Raw genomic sequence first — 16,793 nt, forward strand, 5'->3', positions numbered from 1 at the left:
ATGCGTCTGCATGCAGAACTATTCCCGGCGCGCGGGGTCGGCGGGGGCATCCGGAGCGCTGGATGCGAGGTCGGGGGCCTGCGTCGCGCCCGGCCGCGTCGTCAGGTACACGCCGCCGAGGACGATCGCGCCCCCCACGAGCTGGCCGACCGTCAGCACATCGCCGAACGCGAGCGCGATGACCGCCGTGAAGACGGGCAGCAAATTGAGGAACACACCCGTCTTGGACGCGCCGAGCGTGCCGACGGCGATGTTCCAGAAGAGGTAGGCGAGCGCCGAAGGAAACACCATGATCCACACGAGGCCCCACCATGCCGCCACGCTGGGCCCTGCGGCGATGCCGGGCGCCCCGAACACGGCGACGACGGGCACGAGCATCACGGCGCTCATCGCCGCCTGGATCGTCGTCGCGGTGATCGGCGGGGTCGTCAGGCGTCGGCTCACGATGACGTAGGCAGTCCAGACGCTGATCGCGCCGAGCATGAGCAGGTCGCCCGGCGCGAGGCTCAGGCCTGCATCGAGCCCCTGCCCCGTGAAGATGACGACGATCACGCCCGCGAACGAGACAACGATGCCGACGACCCCGAGGCGTCGGATGCGCTCGCGCAGCACGATGACCGCTGCGATCGCGATGACGGCGGGGTTGAGCGCGGTGATGACGCTCGCCGTGACCGGCGAGGTCGACTCGAGCGCCGAGTACAGGAAGAGCGTGTAGGCGACCATGCCGAGGGCAGCCTGCAGGAGGTGCAGGCGCCACTCGCGCAGCGTTTCCCGCCAGCGGGGCCTCTCGAGCCACCACGCGACCACGACGAGGATCGGCAGCGCGCCCACCCAGCGCAGCCAGGTGAGCTCGAGCGGCGAGAACTCGGCGACGACGCGGTCGGCGACGACGAAATTGCTGGCCCAGAACAGCTGTGCGAGCACGGCGGGACTGAAGCGGCGGAGGGCGTTCACCCTTCCAGGCTAGGGGTGCACGGCGCGCCCGGGGCACGCGGTCGGGGGCGCATGCGAGCATCGAGGGGTGCCGCTGAACTTCACCGCCATCGACTTCGAGACCGCCAACAACGCAGCGGCCTCAGCCTGCTCGGTGGGGATGGTGAAGGTGCGCGAGGGCCGCGTGGTCGACAAGACCGGCTGGCTCATCCGCCCCCCGCTCGGCGTCGACCACATGCTCGAGTGGAACACGCGCATTCACGGCATCACCGCCGCCGACATCGCCGATGCCCCCTTGTGGTGCGATCAGATGGATGCCCTGCTCGACTTCGTCGACGGCGACGTGCTGACCGCCCACAACGCGGGGTTCGACATGGGCGTGCTGCGCGCGGCGTGCGAGGCGAGCGCAGTGCCGGTGCCCTCTCTCAGCTACCTGTGCAGCCTCCGGGTCGCGCGCAAGACGTACCACCTCGACTCGTACCGGCTGCCCGTCGCCGCGATGGCGGCCGGCTTCGAAGACTTCCTGCACCATGACGCGCTCGCCGACGCCGAAGCGTGCGCGGCCATCGTCGTGCACGCGGCGAAACGGCACGACGTGAGCTCGATGGAGGACCTCGCGCGCATCACGGGTGGTGCGCTCGGGCTCATCGGCCCTGCGGGCGAGACCGCCGCGGCCGACCGGCGCCCCGCCGTGCTCGGCTGACGTTCGAGGCGACGTCGTCCGTCGAGCACGGCGCGCCGCTCAGTTCTGCGGGAAGCCCAGGTTGATGCCGCCGTGGCTCGGGTCGAGCCAGCGAGAGGTGATCGCCTTCTCGCGGGTGAAGAACGGGATCGCCTGCGTGCCGTATGCCTTCGCGTCACCGAAGAGCGAGTTCTTCCAGCCACCGAACGAGTAGTAGCCGACCGGCACGGGAATCGGCACGTTGATGCCGATCATGCCGACCGTCACCTCGTTCTGGAATCGACGCGCAGCGCCGCCGTCGTTGGTGAAGATCGCCGTGCCGTTGCCGTACGGCGAGCCGTTGATGAGGGCCAGGCCCTCCTCATAGGTCGTCACGCGCACCACCGAGAGAACGGGGCCGAAGATCTCGTCGGTGTAGACGCGCGAGCTCGTCGGCACTTTGTCGACGAGGGTCGGGCCGAGCCAGAACCCGTCGGCTTCCCCGTCCACCTCGATGCCGCGCCCGTCGACGACGATCTCGGCGCCATCCTCGGCCGCGACGTCGAGGTAGCTGGCAACCTTGTCGCGGTGCTCCTTCGTGATGAGCGGGCCCATGTCGCAGTTGCGGGTGCCATCACCGACCCGCAGTCCTCTCATGCGCGAGCGAATCTTCTCGATGAGCTCGTCGGCGACGGGCTCGACGGCCACGACGACCGAGACGGCCATGCAGCGCTCGCCTGCCGAGCCGAAGCCCGCGTTCACGGCCGAGTCGGCGACGAGGTCGAGGTCGGCGTCGGGCAGCACGAGCATGTGGTTCTTCGCGCCGCCGAGGGCCTGCACGCGCTTGCCGTTCTTCGATGCCGTTTCGTAGATGTAGCGGGCGATGGGCGTCGACCCGACGAAGGAGATGCTGGCGATCTCGGGATGCTCGAGCAGAGCATCCACGGCCTCCTTGTCGCCGTTCACCACGTTGAGAACGCCGTCTGGCAGACCGCACTCCTGCAGCACCTGCGCCATCCAGAGCGACGCCGACGGGTCCTTCTCGGAGGGCTTCAGCACGACCGTGTTGCCGGCCGCGATCGCGAGGGGGAAGAACCACAGCGGCACCATGGCGGGAAAGTTGAAGGGGCTGATGATTCCCACGACGCCGAGGGGCTGCTTGAGCGAGTAGACGTCGACGCCCGTGGAGACGTTCTCGCTGTACTCGCCCTTGAGCAGCTGGGGGATCGAGCAGGCGAGCTCGACGATCTCGAGCCCGCGCGCGATCTCTCCTGCGGCATCGCTCAGTACCTTGCCGTGCTCCTCGGTGAGGATGGCGGCGAGCTCATCCTTGCGGGCGTTGAGCGCCTCGCGGAAGGCGAACATGATCTGCTGGCGCTTCGCGATCGAGGTGCCCGCCCACGCGGGCTGCGCGGCAGCGGCGACCGAGACGGCGTGGTCGACGTCGGCGGTGGAGGCGAGGGCGACCTCGCGGGCGACGGCGCCGCGTGCCGGGTTGTAGACGGGTGCCGTTCGGGAGGAGGCACCGGCAAAGGCCTCACCACCGACCCAGTGCTGCACGAGCGAGTTCTGGACATCGGTCATGGGGGTTCTCCTTCGACGCGGACGATGGTGATCGACCCCAGTCTGCGCGCGTGCCGCTCTGCGATCAAGCACTGAAAGCGCACACGCTATCTGCGAAAACGCACGATGCTAGCCTCCCGGCAGCAGCTCCCCACGACGCCGAGCGACCTCGTCGCGCAGAGCCTCGCGCACGATCGCCACGGCGTCCACGGCCGGGCTGTCGGGGCGCGTCGAGAGCGTGAACGGCAGCCGGAAGTCGACCGCCTCGGGCAGCACAGGCACGAGCCCCGCCACCCCCTCGGCCATGAACGCGTGCAGCAGGCCGATTCCCGCGCCGGCACGCGCCGCCTCCAGCTGTGCGAAGACGCTCGTCGAGCCGAAGCCGAGCCGCATGTCGCCGAGGGCGACCGTCGCGAGGTCGAGCTCGTGCACGGTGAGCAGGGCATCCACGTAGAAGACGAGGTCATGGCCGGCCAGGTCGGCCAGGTCGCGGATCGGGGGCCGCGCGGCCAGGTACTCGGGCGCGGCGTAGAGACGCAGCGAGTACTCGGTGAGCAGCTCCGACTGGACGCGCGAGCCCGCCGTCGACCCGATCGACACCACGAGGTCGAATCCGGAGCCCCGCAGGGAGAGCGGCTTCGTGGAGGTCACGAGCTCGACGGCGATCCCCGGATGCTCGGTGCGCACCCGCGCGAGCGCCGCAGCCGCGAACACGGCCCCGAAACCGTCGGGCGTCGCGACGCGCACGGTACCGCGCACGACGTCGCTGCCGGACGCCGCGGCGACGACCTGCTCGACGAGCCCCTCCAGCCCGGAGGCGCGCTCCACGACGTCTCTGCCGATCGCCGTGAGCTGCCAGCCGTCGGCACCGCGGTCGAGAAGCCGCACACCGAGCGCGGCCTCGAGGCGATCGAGCCGCCGGCGCACGGTCGTGTGGTCGACACCGAGCAGCGCGGCCGCCGACACCATGCGACCCACCCGCGCGACGGCGACGAGGTAGCGCAGGTCGTCGGTGCTCACATCGAGCGAGCGCGGCGCCGGGGTCATGCCCCTCACGATACGACCAGGGCGCGCGGGGCGCGCGGGCGAGTGCTGTCGGATGCCCCTGGCACACTGACTCGCATGGACTTCCTCCTGCCCCTGTTGCTCGGCCTCCTCCTCGGCGCGGTGCTCGGCGTCATCATCGGTCTGCTGCTCGCACGTCGAGCCGGCACGGGCGCGGAGCTCGTCGAGCTGCGCGAGCAGGCCACGGTCGCAGAGGTGCGGGTGGCCCAGGCGGAAGCGCGGGCGAGCGCGCTCGACGAGCAGCTCGCCCTCGCCCGCGAGCGCGACCGCGAGCGGGAGGAGCGCGACAAGCAGGAGAGCCGAGTGCTGCAGGCGCTGGCACCCGTGCAGGAGTCGCTGCGCACGATGCAGTCGAAGGTCACCGAGCTGGAGGCGCAGCGCAGCCAGCAGCACGGCCAGCTCACGCAGCAGTTGCGCGCCGCGACAGAGTCGGAGGAGCGGTTGCGCAGCACCGCGGAGTCGCTCGCCTCAGCACTGCGATCCAACAGCGTTCGAGGAGTGTGGGGCGAGACGCAGCTGCGCAACGTCGTCGAGGCGGCCGGCCTCATCGAGCGCGTCGACTTCGACGTGCAGTCCAGCATCACCTCTGATGCCGGTGCGGGCCGTCCCGACATGGTCATTCATCTTCCCGGCGGCAAGAACATCGCGGTCGATGCCAAGGTGCCGTTCGAGGCGTACCTGCGGGCCAGTCAGATTCCCGTCACTGCGACGGGCGAGGAGGGGGCGCAGCGCGAGACGCTCATGAAGCAGCACGTGCGTCTCGTGCGGGGCCACATCGACACTCTCGCCAGTAAGGCGTACTGGGCGGGTCTGGAGGCCTCCCCCGAGCTCGTGATCGCCTTCATCCCGAGCGAATCGCTCGTCTCGTCCGCCATGGAGGCCGACCCCGGAATCATGGACTACGCCTTCAGCAAGCGCGTCGCCCTGGCCTCGCCCGTGACCCTGTGGTCGGTGCTCAAGACCGTCGCGTTCTCCTGGCAGCAGGATGTGCTCACGGCCGATGCGAAGGTGCTCTTCGACCTGAGCCGCGAGCTCTACGGGCGCCTCTCGACGATGGCCGGGCACGTCGAGAAGCTCGGTCGGTCGATCGAGAGCACCATCAAGAACTACAACGGCTTCGTCGGGTCGATGGAGCGCCAGGTCTTCCCCACGGCCCGCAAACTTCAGCGCCTCGACGAATCGACGGTGCTCGGGCCGCTCGATGCCATCGAGGAGGGGCCGCGCGAGCTCACCGCCATGGAGCTCGTGGCCGAGCTCGAGCAAGCCGGGCCCGACCGCGACGCCATCGAGGGAGACGATTCCGGCTCGCGAGGGTAGCGCGCCCGACGACGCGGTGTGACAAAGGCCGACCACGCCCCCGCCACCGACACTGTGCTGAACCTCGAGGTGGCCGACATCGACGCGGCCGTGAGCGACCTTGCCGCACGCGGTGCCGAGATGCTCCGCTATGAGCACGTCGCGCAGGACGAACGCGGCGTCGCGAGAGGTCTCGAGGCGGGTCAGGGGCCGGATATCGCATGGTTCACAGACCCGGCGGGGAACAACCTCTCGGTGTTGGAGAATCCCACAAGCAGGTAGCGATTCGGCGCCCGCGCCTGGCTAGGATGAGCCCCACACACCATCGGCGGTGAGCTACCGCCGTGGTCCCTCCGGCGAAAGATCGACGATGACCGAACGCCCCTGGCTCGCCCACTACCCGACCGAGGTCGAGCACGAGCTCGTGCCCCCGCCCTTCCGCACGCTGCCGGAGCTTCTGGCGCGCGCGTCCGAGGAGTATGCCGAGACCGTCGCCTTCACGCAGTGCATGCCCAACGGCATGAACGGCTCTCTCACCTACGCGCAGGTGGCGACCCTCTCCGACGAGTTCGCCGCCTACCTGAGGGAGGACCTCGGGCTCGCGGCCGGCGATCGCGTCGCCGTGCAGATGCCCAACTGCCTGAGCTACCCGGTGGTCGCCTTCGGGGTGCTCAAGGCGGGCTGCGTGCTCGTCAACACCAATCCGCTCTACACGGCGAGCGAGATGATCCACCAGTTCAGCGACTCCGGAGCGAAGGCTCTCGTCATCATCGACATGTTCGCCGATCGGCTGCCCTCCGTCATCCCGGCGACCGACATCGAGACGGTCGTGACCGTGCGCATCGGCGAGTTCTTCCCGCCCGTGATCGCCGGCGTCATCCGCCTCGTGCAGAAGTGGTGGAACCGCTCGCTGCCCGCCATCACGGTGGCGCACACACCGCTGCAGGCCGCGCTGGCCAGCGGCCGCCAGAAACTGGGCGCGTCCGGGAGCTACCTCGACGGTGTGGGCTCCGACACGCTCGCTGCGTTGCAGTACACGGGTGGCACCACGGGCGTCGCCAAGGGTGCGATGCTCAGCCACGGCAACCTCGTCGCCAACACGCTCCAGATGATGCAGCTACTGAGCACCCACATCCGCCCCGGCAAGGAGGTCGTTCTGACCGCCCTGCCGATGTACCACATCTTCGCCTTCACCGTGAACCTCATCGGCTTCTTCCACGAGGGTGCGCGCAACATCCTCATTCCCTCGCCGCGCCCGCCGAGCAACCTCAAGCGCGCTTTCGAGAACTACAAGATCACCTGGACAACCGGCGTCAACACCCTCTTCAACGCCCTCCTCAACGAGCGGTGGTTCACCGAGAACCCGCCGAAGCACCTCGTCGCCTCCGCTGCAGGCGGTATGGCGCTGCACGAATCGGTCTCCGAGCAGTGGCGTGCCGTCACCGGTACCCCGATCGTCGAGGGTTACGGGCTGACCGAGACATCCCCTGCGCTGACCTTCAACCCGCTCGGGGGCGTCGGCAAAGACGGCACGATCGGCATCCCCGTGCCGTCGACCGACATCCGGTGCGTCGACGACCAGGACAACGACGTGCCCGTGGGCCAGCCTGGTGAGCTGATCGCACGAGGCCCCCAGGTGACCTCCGGCTACTGGAACCGCCCGGAGGACACGGCGGCGTCGATGCTCGACGGCTGGTTCCGCACCGGTGACATTGCGCAGATGGACGCCGACGGGTACTTCACCATCGTCGACCGCAAAAAGGACATGATCCTCGTGAGCGGGTTCAACGTGTACCCGAACGAGGTCGAAGAGCGCATCGCGGCCATGCCCGGGGTTCTCGAGGTCGGCGTCATCGGGCTCCCCGACGACAAGACCGGGGAATCCGTGCGCGCGTACATCGTGGCGGCCGACAGCCCACCCACCGAGGCGGCGGTGATCGCGCACTGCCGGGAGGCCCTCGCGGCGTACAAGGTGCCGAAATCGGTGCGCTTCGTCGACGAGCTGCCCAAGAGCCCGATCGGCAAGATTCTGCGGCGCGAGCTGCGCGCCATCGGCGTCACCTCAGAGACCGCCAGTATCGAGACACAGGGAAGGGAGCTGTCATGACCGGTGCGTCGCTCATCCATCTGACCCAGACCGTCGTCAACGAACAGGATGTCGTCACCGAGTTCGAGCAGATCCTGCTCGTCGGCCTCGTCTTCGTGATCATGTTCGGCCTCGGCGCTGGCCTCACGCCGCGAGACTTCCGCTCCGCCCTGCGACGGCCGTGGGGTCTCATCATCGGCTTCATCACGCAGTTCGGCATCATGCCCCTGCTGGCCTACATTCTCGTCATCGCGGTGCTCTTCCAGCTGCCGCGCGAGTACGCAGCACCCGTCGCCCTCGGGGCCCTTCTCATGGGCTGCGTGCCTGCGGGCACGACGTCGAACATCTTCACGTACTTCTCGAAGGGCAATCTCGCGCTGAGCGTCATCATGACGACGAACTCCACGCTGTGGGCCATCCTCATGACGCCTCTCGTTCTCGCCTTCTACGGCTCGCTGGTGTTCGACGCCGACTCTGAGCTGCAGATTCCCATCCTCAACATCGTCGTGACGCTCGCGACCCTGCTCATCCCGGTCGTTGCCGGCATGATCCTGCGTCGGTACAGCGCAAACATCGGCGCCGTGATGGAGCTGCTCGGCGGCTTCTTCGGCCTGTTCTTCATCGTGTTCCTCATGGCCACGTGGGTGCCGCGCAACTGGGCGCTGCTGACGTCGACGCCCTGGCAGACGTACCTCGTCGCGATCGGGCTGGGGCTCTTTGGCATCGCGATTGCCTACGCGATCGCACGTGCGATCCGCATGCATCCGATGAACGCGCGCACGATCGGGCTGGAGACGGGCATCCAGAACGGGCCACTCGCGATCGCGATCGTGCTCCTGACCTTCGCGGGCAGCCCCGACATCGGTCTCATCCTCATCGTTCCGGCGCTTTACTCGCTCTTCATCGTGATCGTCTCAACCTTCGTGACGATCTGGTTCCGCCGAGCGAACCTTGCGGAGGAGCAGAAGATCCCCAACCTCCTCTAGCGCGCAGGTCGCGCTTCGTACTGCACTCGACGCCTCGCACTGCTTGATCAGTGCGAGGCGTCGAGTGCGTGAGTGAAGCGGATGCGTGGCTCACGCGGCGCTGCGGTCGGGTGCGCTCGGAGAAGGTCCCCCTGGCGTCAGGAGTCCAGCCACTTTGCGACGAGGTGATCGGCGCTGACGCGACGCACCGTGCCCGAGCGCGAGCGCAGCACGATCGACTCGGTCGTGATGATCTCGCCCTCCCGGCGCACACCGCGCACGAGCTCGCCGTCGGTCACCCCCGTCGCGACGAAGAACGTGTTGTCGCTGCGCACGAGCTCGTTCGCCTCGTAGACGTGGTCGAAAAGAAGGCCGGCGGCCGCGCCTTTCTCACGCTCCTCGTCGCTGCCGGGCGCGAGCCTGCCCTGAATGAAGCCGCCGAGCGCCTTGACGGCGCACGCCGTCGCGACTCCTTCGGGGCTGCCGCCGGTACCGATGCACATGTCGATGCGCGAGTCGTGGCGCGCGGCGTTAATGCCGCCGGCCACGTCGCCATCGAGGATGATGCGCGTTCCGGCTCCGGTCGCGCGGATCTCCTCGATCAGAGCAGCGTGCCGGGGGCGGTCGAGCACGGCGATGCGCATGTCGTCGACGCGCTTCTTCTTCGCCGCGGCGAGCGCTCGAATGTTCTCGGCGACCGATTGGCGGATATCGAGAACACCGATCCCTTCGTGCCCGGCCACGATCTTGTCCATGTAGAAGACGCTCGAGGCGTCAAGCATCGACCCGCGATCCGACACGGCGATCATCGAGATCGCGTGTCCTCGTCCCGCGGCGGTGAGCGAGGTGCCGTCAATCGGGTCCACGGCGATGTCGCATGCGGGCCCCTGTCCGTTGCCGACCTCCTCGCCGTTGAACAGCATGGGAGCGTTGTCCTTCTCGCCCTCCCCGATCACCACCAGGCCCGAGAAGTTGACGGTGCCGAGGAACTTGCGCATCGCGTCGACGGCGGCGCCGTCCGCGGCGAGCTTGTCGCCCTTGCCGATGAACGGTGCCGACCGGATGGCGGCGGCCTCGGTCGCGCGCACCAGCTCCATCGCGAGGTTGCGGTCCGGGTGGAGGAACAGCGTTCCGGTCTTAGTGGTCACCACGATGGCGTCCTTTCCGTGGTCGGCAATGCGTTGAGAAACGTGAGGACGCGCCGGGTGGCAGAGCAGCGCGCCACCAGCCTATCGCCGCGTACGAGCGACGTCTCGGCGACAGATCCGATGGCGACCGGGATGCCCGTCGCTAGACTCGAGGCGAACCCACACCACCCCCAGCACCGAGGAGCCTCATGCCCATCGCCACGCCGGACCAGTACGCCGAGATGCTCGACAAGGCCAAGAAGGGCGGCTTCGCCTACCCCGCGATCAACGTCTCGTCGTCGTCGACGATCAACGCCGTGCTGCAGGGCCTCAGCGACGCCGGCTCCGACGGCATCATCCAGGTCACGACAGGCGGCGCGGACTACTTCGCCGGCCAGAGCGTCAAGGCCCGCGCCTCGGGCGCCCTCGCCTTCGCCGCTTTCGCCACCGAGGTGGCGAAGAACTACCCCGTCACCATCGCCCTGCACACCGACCACTGCCCGAAGGATGCGCTGGCCGGATTCGTCATGCCGCTCGTGGAGGCGAGCGAGGCTGAGGTGAAGGCCGGGCGCAACCCGATCTTCCAGTCCCACATGTGGGACGGCTCGGCCGTGCCTCTGGCGGAGAACCTGGAGATCGCGAAGGATCTCCTCCCCCGCATGAAGGCCATCAACGCGATCCTCGAGGTCGAGATCGGAGTGGTCGGCGGAGAGGAGGACGGTGTGCAGCACGAAGGCTCCAACGACGCCCTGTACACGACGCTCGGCGACGTGACAGCCGCGGTCGAGGCGCTTGGTCTCGGCGAGCACGGCCGCTACATGGCCGCCCTCACCTTCGGCAATGTGCACGGCGTCTACAAGCCGGGCAACGTCAAGCTACGACCCGAGCTGCTCAAGGAGATTCAGGACGGGATCCAGGCGAAGTACGGCACGGATGCCCTGCCCCTCGACCTCGTCTTCCACGGTGGCTCCGGCTCGACCGACGAGGAGATCGCCACCGCGGTCGCCAACGGCGTCATCAAGATGAACATCGACACCGACACCCAGTACGCCTTCAGCCGCTCGGTCGCCGACAGCGTGCTCAAGAACTACGACGGGTTCCTCAAGGTCGACGGCGAGATGGGCAACAAGAAGGTGTACGACCCGCGCGCGTGGGGCAAGGCTGCGGAGAGCGCGATGGCTGCGCGCGTCGTCGACGCGACCCGCCAGCTGGGCTCCGCGGGTCACTCCGGCAGTTGAGCCTGGCGCTGCGCGAGCGGTGGTTTCGGCGCGCGCGGGTCCGGCGTGATCGTGAAGTCGAGCGCGATCGAGGATCCGTTGCGCCAGCGGATACCCGTGACGGTCGATTGCAGACTCACGTAGTAGGGCTCGAGGAACGTCACGCGGCGGCCTTCGGCCAGGGTCGTGAGAATACGCAGCGCGACCGCGATCGTGCCGTCGTCCGGAGACCTCAACTCGATGCGCGCAGAGACGAAACCCGACGCTGGATCGTCGAGCAGGGCATCCAGCATCGCCCGTAGAGCCGTACGTTGCGGCACCCCGAGCCGATCGGCGAGGCGGTCCGGGTCGCGCACGCTCAACGGTCTGCCGCGCGCCATGCGCGCCAGCCAACTGTCGTTCGCCGCCGCGATCAGTTCACCGCGCAGTCGGGCGGCGACGCGCGCCGCACGTTCCTGGTCGCGACCGTCGATCTCGCCACGTTCGACGACGTCAACGAGCAACTCGAGCGCATCCCCCAGTTGCGCGCTCGTCTGCTCGTCAACTTGCGCCACGAGCGCATCGGCGCTGTCGGGGTCGTCCTCCAGCACCTCGGCTGTGACGGGTGACACCTCCGACCAGGGCCGCTCCGACCACCGGGTGAGTCGCCTCGTCACCGTCACGATGAAGGCCACGGCGCCAGCAGTGCCGAACACGATCGGAGAGACGATCATGGTCGTTGCGGCCAGCGGCGGCCATGCACTGGACGTGCCGACGTCAAGCAGTGCCGCCGCGGCCAGCGCCGTCAGCAGTAGCGCGCAGCCTGCCAGCAGCACGCCCGGCAGGTCGCAGTATGGAGCCATGCTGAGCAGAAGCAGGGTGCACACCAGCGGCGCCCACCACAGTTCGAGCACCATCGCGTCGTTGCCGCGATGCGCGGCGGCGGAGACCAGCATCCCTGCACCGACGAGCGCTACGGCGACGACAGCGCGACCGCTCGACAGTGGCCCGCGCCGCGGTCGCGTTGCCACGAAGACCCACAGCAGCCCGAGAGTGGCCAGCATCACGGCGACCCCCTGCTGCAGCAGGGCTGCGCCGCTCTGGCCGCCGAGGGCGAGCGCGACCGCGCCATACGCGATCGTGACGACGATGGCGCCGAGGGGGAGGTTCGGCACGGCGAGCCAGCTCAGCGGGTCGGCAGCCCAGGGCGTGCGGTGAGACCGAGGAGCCGTCGCGCGGCCGCTCACGGGGCGACCCCCGGCCACGGTGCCGACAGCATCACCGTCGTACCGTCCTCGCCAGCCCAGATGCGCACGGAGCCGCCCACATCTTCCACGCGAGCTTTGATGGCCGTGCTCAGGCCGAGGCGATCGCCTGGGACCGCATCCGGGTCGAATCCGTGACCATCGTCGACGATGAGGAGGGAGACGACCCCTGACCGCTCGCCGACGACAAGATCCGCATGGTCGGCGCCGGAGTGTCGTGCCACGTTGTCGAGGGCGGCGCGAGCGGCGGCGAGCAGTGCATCGGCCACCCGGGGGTCCACCCCGCGCGACAGCATCTCCGCCCCGCTCACCTCCACGCGCACTCCCGTCCACTGGAAGTCGCGGGCGAGATCGAGGAGGGCCGCGCCGAACTCGGTCGATACCGGCTGGGAGGCGTTCGGGTCGCGCACGCTCGACGACCGGATGAGGTCGACGTCGGAGTCGAACCTCGCGCGAGCCCGATCACTGAGTGGCCCCGGTGAGGTGGCAATCACCGCGAGATCCGCCAGCACCGTGTCGTGAACGACCGCTGCCGAACGCAGTTCGAGGGCCCGCCGCCGCTCGGCCCGCTCGAGGGAGACGAGCGCATTCTCGAGGGCCGGTGCCGCGAGCCGGGCGCGGCGCTGGGCGAACGCGAGGATGGCGTAGGCGAGGAACGACACGATGAACAGCAGCAAGGGCCCCCAACCAGGCTGGGCATCGCCACCGCCGGAGGCGAGCCCGATGGCGAGACTGCCATAGGCGACGACGAGCCCCGCGGTGCTCCAGACCATCCCGCTCACAGCACTGCCGTGCAGGGCGCCGACGAGCACGAGCGCGGTGGCCGTGCGGTTGAGCGCGAACGGGCCAGGGTCGGCGAACTCGGGGTCCACCGTCAGACCGAGGGTGATGACGGCGACCGAGCACACCGCCCCGCCGGCGAGAAAGAGCGACGCCGTGACGAGAGTCGGTCGCCACAACAGCACGAGAGCGAGCAGCGAGACCGCCAAGACGGGAGCCACGACGAGCGTTGCGTAACCACCGTGGCCGCGTGCTACGAGCAGATCGGCGACGGTGAGAGCGCCGAACAACAGACCGATCAGCACGATCACGCGCTGAGCGGCCGCCAGTCCGTGGACGATCGCGGCAGCCGCCACCGGGCGAGGCGTCTCGAAGACAGCCATGGGGCTACCGCTGCCCAGCCGCGTCGACATCGAAGCTTACGACGAGCGACTCACCGTTGCGCCACTCGATGCGTCGGACGACGGACCTCACGCTCAGATAGTAGGGCGCCAGGACCGTGGTGCGCCTCCCCTCCGGCAGATCGAGCGAGACGGTGACGGCCACCGCCACGGCGTCATCCCCGGCAGCCGCCAGGCGCAGTCGTGCCCCGAACACCCCTGCCTCGGGGTCGGAGAACAGACCAGTGATCAGGGCAGTGATGGCGCTGCGCTGGTCCACCGTGATCGTGTCCGCCAAACGGTGCGGGTCGTCGACATGTACGGGCCACTCGGCGACGATCCCACTGAGCCACGACTCGGCATCGCGTGCGACGAGGGCGCGCCGCAACTCGTCGGCGAGCGCCGCTGCGCGGCGTCGATCGCGGTCGCTGACCTCCTCGGCCAGGGCGATGGACCGCAGGAAGGGCTGCATGCGCTGCGACCACGCGCCCGCCGTGACCCGCTCAAGCACGGCAACCACCGGCTCCTCCTGCGCGTCCGTGGCCCGTCCCCGATCGACGAGGGCGCGCCAGCGCACGACATCGGCGATCATGATGCCGGTGAGCACTGAACCACCGATCGTCGCGAACAGCACGGGAGAGGTCGCGGTGAGCGCGGCCGCCACCGGCAGTCGCACGTCCTCGCCTCCGGTCGCCCCGAGCGCCCCGACGATCGTGCAGGCGGTGAGCCCGATCATGCCGGGCAGGAAGACGCGCCCGGGCAGGAAGGGGGCCAGCGACATCGCGATGAGGGCAGCTGCGAGCGACGCCCACCACAGTTCGGGAACGACCGCCTCGCCCTGCAGTCCGGCAGCGGAGACCAGCACGCCGAGGGCGGTCAGTACGAAGACCGTGATGGAAAAGGCCGCGCCGAGGCGCCCGCGGTAGGGACGTGATCCGACGTGGGTGAGAATGCCGGCGGCAACGAACAAGAGAAGCGCGAGAATCTGAGCCGCGACGAATCGGCCGGCCTGGCCTCCTGCGGTGATCGAGACGACGCCCTGCACAGCGACGACGATCGGTACCCAGATGGTCACGAGCGACGACGTCAGCCAGCTGAGCGTGTCGACATCGATCGCCGAGGATCGCCACCACGTCGTCATGGGGCGGCCTCCTCGACCGCTGCAGAAGGAACCGAGAGCAGCACGGTCGTGCCCGTCGCACCCGACCAGACACGGGCGCTGCCGCCTACCCGCTCGACCCGGCCCACCACCGACTCCCGCAGTCCAAGGCGGTCCACCGGGACGGTCGCGGGGTCGAACCCTCGACCCCCGTCAACGACCATGACGGTGAGTTGACCCGCTGCGGAGCCCACCGTGACGTCGGCGTGGGTTGCGCCCGAGTGGGCGACGACGTTGTCGAGCGCCGCCGCGGTCGCGCCCAGGATGGCCTCGGCCGCGTCATCGCCGGGATGCGCGAGGGTGGCATCGACCCCCGCGACGTCCACGCGCATGCCCCGCCACCGCACCTCGTCGACGATGGCGAGCAGCCGCGCACCAAGACTCGTGCCGCGCGGATCAGGTGCCGGCGAGGCACCGCGCGGCGACACCGTCGCGGTTGCCACAATGCGAAGATCGCGAAGGATGCGCTGCCGCAGCCGCGCGTCGAGCGCGGGCGTACTGCGAGCCACGAGCGTGAGCGCGGCCAGCGCCGTGTCGTGCACGACGGCGGTCGCCGCGCGCTCGCGCACGCGTTGATCCTCGCCGCTGCGGGAGGACTGCGCGAGCGCGGGAAGCTCGGGCAGGCGCTCCCGTCGACGTCGCCATCCGATCGCGACCATCGCATAGGCTCCGCAGATGATGGCCGCATCGATCACGCGATCCCAGGAGAGGACATAGGTCTCGCCGACGATGGCGGCCCCCGCGGCGAGAGAGACGCTACCCGCGAGCCACGCGCCGCAGACCCAGAGAATGCCGCTCGACGCCCGCGGTCGAATCGCACCGACGAAGATCAGCGCGGTCGCGATGGCCTCGATGAGGTACGCGCTGTGCGACTCGCCGCTCGAGAGCGTGGGCATCGCGGCGGCGGCGTACGCCATGCCCGCAACGGTACCGAGGGCCAGCTGCGTCGCAGCGATCGCTGTGGAGGGACGCCATGCCAGGACGAGCGAACTCACGAGCATCAGGGCAAGAATCGCGGCGAGAGGTGCGAGGCTCGCGAGGTCACCCCGGCGTACGCCGACCTCGAGCAGAATGCCGCCTGCCAGAAGAATGCTCGCGGGGCCGATGAGTCGCTGGGCGGTGGCCAGACCCCGAACGAGGGCACTCGCCGTCACCTCGCGGGGCGGGGGCAGTGTCATCGCCGAAGCGGTCGCATCGGCGGCAGTCACGGCGCTCGCCCGTCAGGCCCGCGTGCGCCCGCCGAGCGCGCGGTCGTCGCGCTTGCCCGTCTTGTCGACCCGAAGCTCCTTCGGCAGGGAGAACAGCAGATCCTCTTCCGCCGTCGTGATCTCCTCGACGTCTTCATAGCCAGCATCGGAGAGATCGGCGAGTACCTGCTGCACGAGCACCTCCGGAACGCTCGCACCCGATGTCACGCCGACGGTGGCGACACCGTCGAGCCACTCCTGCTTCACCTCGCTTGCGTAGTCGACGCGGTATGCCGCACGCGCACCGTACTCCAGTGCGACCTCGACGAGGCGCACGCTGTTGGAGCTGTTCGCCGACCCGACCACGATCACGAGGTCGCACTCGGGAGCGATTTTCTTGATGGCGACCTGCCGGTTCTGGGTCGCATAGCAGATGTCGTCGCTCGGAGGGTCCTGGAGGTGCGGGAACCGCTCTCGGAGCCGGCGAACGGTCTCCATCGTCTCGTCGACGCTCAGGGTCGTCTGCGAGAGCCAGATGAGCTCGTCGGCGTCCGGCACCTCGACGGTGTCGGCCTCCTCGGGACTGCCGATGAGGATCGTGCGGTCAGGCGCGTGACCCATCGTGCCCTCCACCTCCTCATGGCCCGCGTGACCGATCAGAAGAATGCGATAGTCCTGCTTGGAGAAGCGCACCGCTTCGCGATGCACTTTCGTCACGAGCGGGCACGTCGCGTCGATGGCGGCGAGATCGCGGTCCGCCGCACCTTGCACGACGGCAGGGCTCACGCCGTGGGCGGAGAAGACGATGTGCGAGCCACGAGGCACCTCTTCCACCTCGTCGACGAAGATGGCACCGCTCTTCTCGAGCTCGGTGACGACGTGGATGTTGTGCACGATCTGCTTGCGTACGTACACGGGCGCGCCGTACTGCTCGATGGCCTTCTCGACCGCGATCACGGCCCGGTCGACGCCCGCGCAGTACCCGCGCGGCGCGGCGAGCAAAACCCGCTTTCGGCCCGCGACGGGTTCGTCGGTCAACCGCGCGCGTCGCTCGGGAATGACCGGGGTGCTGACGGGGGCTCCGTTGGTGATGGTGCTCACACTGCCCAGTCTAGGCGCGCGCCCCTGAA

At 68.9% G+C, this 16,793-nt stretch carries 15 protein-coding genes; 6 read left to right on the forward strand and 9 right to left on the reverse strand.

Going from position 1 to position 16,793, the window contains the following annotated elements:
* Positions 1–18 precede the first annotated feature (18 nt).
* The gene (locus tag RJQ01_RS06315) at positions 19–954 is read right to left on the reverse strand and encodes a DMT family transporter (RefSeq protein ID WP_350475886.1); all 936 of its coding nucleotides are present in this window, start codon (positions 952–954) and stop codon (positions 19–21) included.
* Between the two features lie 67 nt (positions 955–1,021).
* On the opposite strand from RJQ01_RS06315, the gene RJQ01_RS06320 reads away from it, so the two are divergent.
* On the forward strand, positions 1,022–1,636 hold the full coding sequence (locus tag RJQ01_RS06320; RefSeq protein WP_350475887.1) for an exonuclease domain-containing protein: 615 nt from the start codon (positions 1,022–1,024) through the stop codon (positions 1,634–1,636).
* A 39-nt stretch (positions 1,637–1,675) separates the two neighbouring features.
* Here the strand turns inward: RJQ01_RS06320 and RJQ01_RS06325 are convergent, their stop codons facing one another.
* The gene (locus tag RJQ01_RS06325) at positions 1,676–3,178 is read right to left on the reverse strand and encodes a CoA-acylating methylmalonate-semialdehyde dehydrogenase (protein WP_350475888.1); all 1,503 of its coding nucleotides are present in this window, start codon (positions 3,176–3,178) and stop codon (positions 1,676–1,678) included.
* 108 nt (positions 3,179–3,286) lie between these two features.
* Positions 3,287–4,204, reverse strand: a complete 918-nt coding sequence (locus RJQ01_RS06330; protein WP_350475889.1) for a LysR family transcriptional regulator — start codon at positions 4,202–4,204, stop codon at positions 3,287–3,289.
* Positions 4,205–4,279: 75 nt separating this feature from the next.
* Between RJQ01_RS06330 and RJQ01_RS06335 the strand changes: the two genes are divergently transcribed.
* From RJQ01_RS06335 to RJQ01_RS06350, 4 genes are all read left to right on the forward strand, one after another.
* Positions 4,280–5,539 carry a DNA recombination protein RmuC gene (locus RJQ01_RS06335; protein ID WP_350475890.1) on the forward strand — a complete coding sequence of 420 codons (1,260 nt, stop codon included), beginning with the start codon at positions 4,280–4,282 and terminating at the stop codon, positions 5,537–5,539.
* An 18-nt stretch (positions 5,540–5,557) separates the two neighbouring features.
* Positions 5,558–5,800 carry a VOC family protein gene (locus RJQ01_RS06340; protein WP_350475891.1) on the forward strand — a complete coding sequence of 81 codons (243 nt, stop codon included), beginning with the start codon at positions 5,558–5,560 and terminating at the stop codon, positions 5,798–5,800.
* A gap of 88 nt (positions 5,801–5,888) precedes the next feature.
* Complete coding sequence (locus RJQ01_RS06345; RefSeq protein ID WP_350475892.1) at positions 5,889–7,625, forward strand: AMP-binding protein; 1,737 nt, start codon at positions 5,889–5,891, stop codon at positions 7,623–7,625.
* A complete protein-coding gene (locus tag RJQ01_RS06350) occupies positions 7,622–8,590 on the forward strand; it encodes a bile acid:sodium symporter (protein WP_350475893.1) in 969 nt (322 codons plus the stop codon). The genes RJQ01_RS06345 and RJQ01_RS06350 overlap by 4 nt, the downstream gene beginning before the upstream one ends.
* 137 nt (positions 8,591–8,727) lie before the next feature.
* Here the strand turns inward: RJQ01_RS06350 and glpX are convergent, their stop codons facing one another.
* A complete protein-coding gene (gene glpX, locus RJQ01_RS06355) occupies positions 8,728–9,666 on the reverse strand; it encodes a class II fructose-bisphosphatase (RefSeq protein WP_350476069.1) in 939 nt (312 codons plus the stop codon).
* A gap of 239 nt (positions 9,667–9,905) precedes the next feature.
* Between glpX and fbaA the strand changes: the two genes are divergently transcribed.
* On the forward strand, positions 9,906–10,934 hold the full coding sequence (gene fbaA / locus RJQ01_RS06360; RefSeq protein ID WP_350475894.1) for a class II fructose-bisphosphate aldolase: 1,029 nt from the start codon (positions 9,906–9,908) through the stop codon (positions 10,932–10,934).
* On the opposite strand, the gene RJQ01_RS06365 is transcribed toward fbaA, so the two are convergent.
* From RJQ01_RS06365 to RJQ01_RS06385, 5 genes are read right to left on the reverse strand one after another with little or no spacing between them, the layout of a single operon-like run.
* Positions 10,919–12,139 (reverse strand): hypothetical protein, encoded by a 1,221-nt coding sequence (locus tag RJQ01_RS06365; protein ID WP_350475895.1) that lies wholly within the window; start codon positions 12,137–12,139, stop codon positions 10,919–10,921. The genes fbaA and RJQ01_RS06365 overlap by 16 nt on opposite strands.
* Entirely contained in the window at positions 12,136–13,320 is a 1,185-nt protein-coding gene (locus RJQ01_RS06370) for a sensor histidine kinase (protein ID WP_350475896.1), read from the reverse strand. Before RJQ01_RS06370 ends, RJQ01_RS06365 begins: the two co-directional genes overlap by 4 nt.
* A gap of 4 nt (positions 13,321–13,324) precedes the next feature.
* Positions 13,325–14,458, reverse strand: a complete 1,134-nt coding sequence (locus RJQ01_RS06375; protein WP_350475897.1) for a hypothetical protein — start codon at positions 14,456–14,458, stop codon at positions 13,325–13,327.
* Positions 14,455–15,684 (reverse strand): sensor histidine kinase, encoded by a 1,230-nt coding sequence (locus RJQ01_RS06380; protein ID WP_350475898.1) that lies wholly within the window; start codon positions 15,682–15,684, stop codon positions 14,455–14,457. Before RJQ01_RS06380 ends, RJQ01_RS06375 begins: the two co-directional genes overlap by 4 nt.
* Positions 15,685–15,696: 12 nt before the next feature.
* A complete protein-coding gene (locus RJQ01_RS06385; RefSeq protein ID WP_502885236.1) occupies positions 15,697–16,764 on the reverse strand; it encodes a 4-hydroxy-3-methylbut-2-enyl diphosphate reductase in 1,068 nt (355 codons plus the stop codon).
* Between the last annotated feature and the right edge of the window lie 29 nt (positions 16,765–16,793).

The organism is Microcella sp. (genome assembly GCF_040286215.1).
Taxonomy (GTDB): Bacteria; Actinomycetota; Actinomycetes; order Actinomycetales; family Microbacteriaceae; genus Microcella.

Bases quoted from the DNA above. Each gene is read 5' to 3' on its own strand.
- glpX (WP_350476069.1), bottom strand. From the start codon at position 9,666: ATGGAGCTGGTGCGCGCGACCGAGGCCGCCGCCATCCGGTCGGCACCG.
- RJQ01_RS06350 (WP_350475893.1), top strand. From the start codon at position 7,622: ATGACCGGTGCGTCGCTCATCCATCTGACCCAGACCGTCGTCAACGAA.
- RJQ01_RS06370 (WP_350475896.1), bottom strand. From the start codon at position 13,320: ATGGCTGTCTTCGAGACGCCTCGCCCGGTGGCGGCTGCCGCGATCGTC.
- RJQ01_RS06335 (WP_350475890.1), top strand. From the start codon at position 4,280: ATGGACTTCCTCCTGCCCCTGTTGCTCGGCCTCCTCCTCGGCGCGGTG.
- RJQ01_RS06345 (WP_350475892.1), top strand. From the start codon at position 5,889: ATGACCGAACGCCCCTGGCTCGCCCACTACCCGACCGAGGTCGAGCAC.
- RJQ01_RS06375 (WP_350475897.1), bottom strand. From the start codon at position 14,458: ATGACGACGTGGTGGCGATCCTCGGCGATCGATGTCGACACGCTCAGC.
- RJQ01_RS06330 (WP_350475889.1), bottom strand. From the start codon at position 4,204: ATGACCCCGGCGCCGCGCTCGCTCGATGTGAGCACCGACGACCTGCGC.
- fbaA (WP_350475894.1), top strand. From the start codon at position 9,906: ATGCCCATCGCCACGCCGGACCAGTACGCCGAGATGCTCGACAAGGCC.
- RJQ01_RS06325 (WP_350475888.1), bottom strand. From the start codon at position 3,178: ATGACCGATGTCCAGAACTCGCTCGTGCAGCACTGGGTCGGTGGTGAG.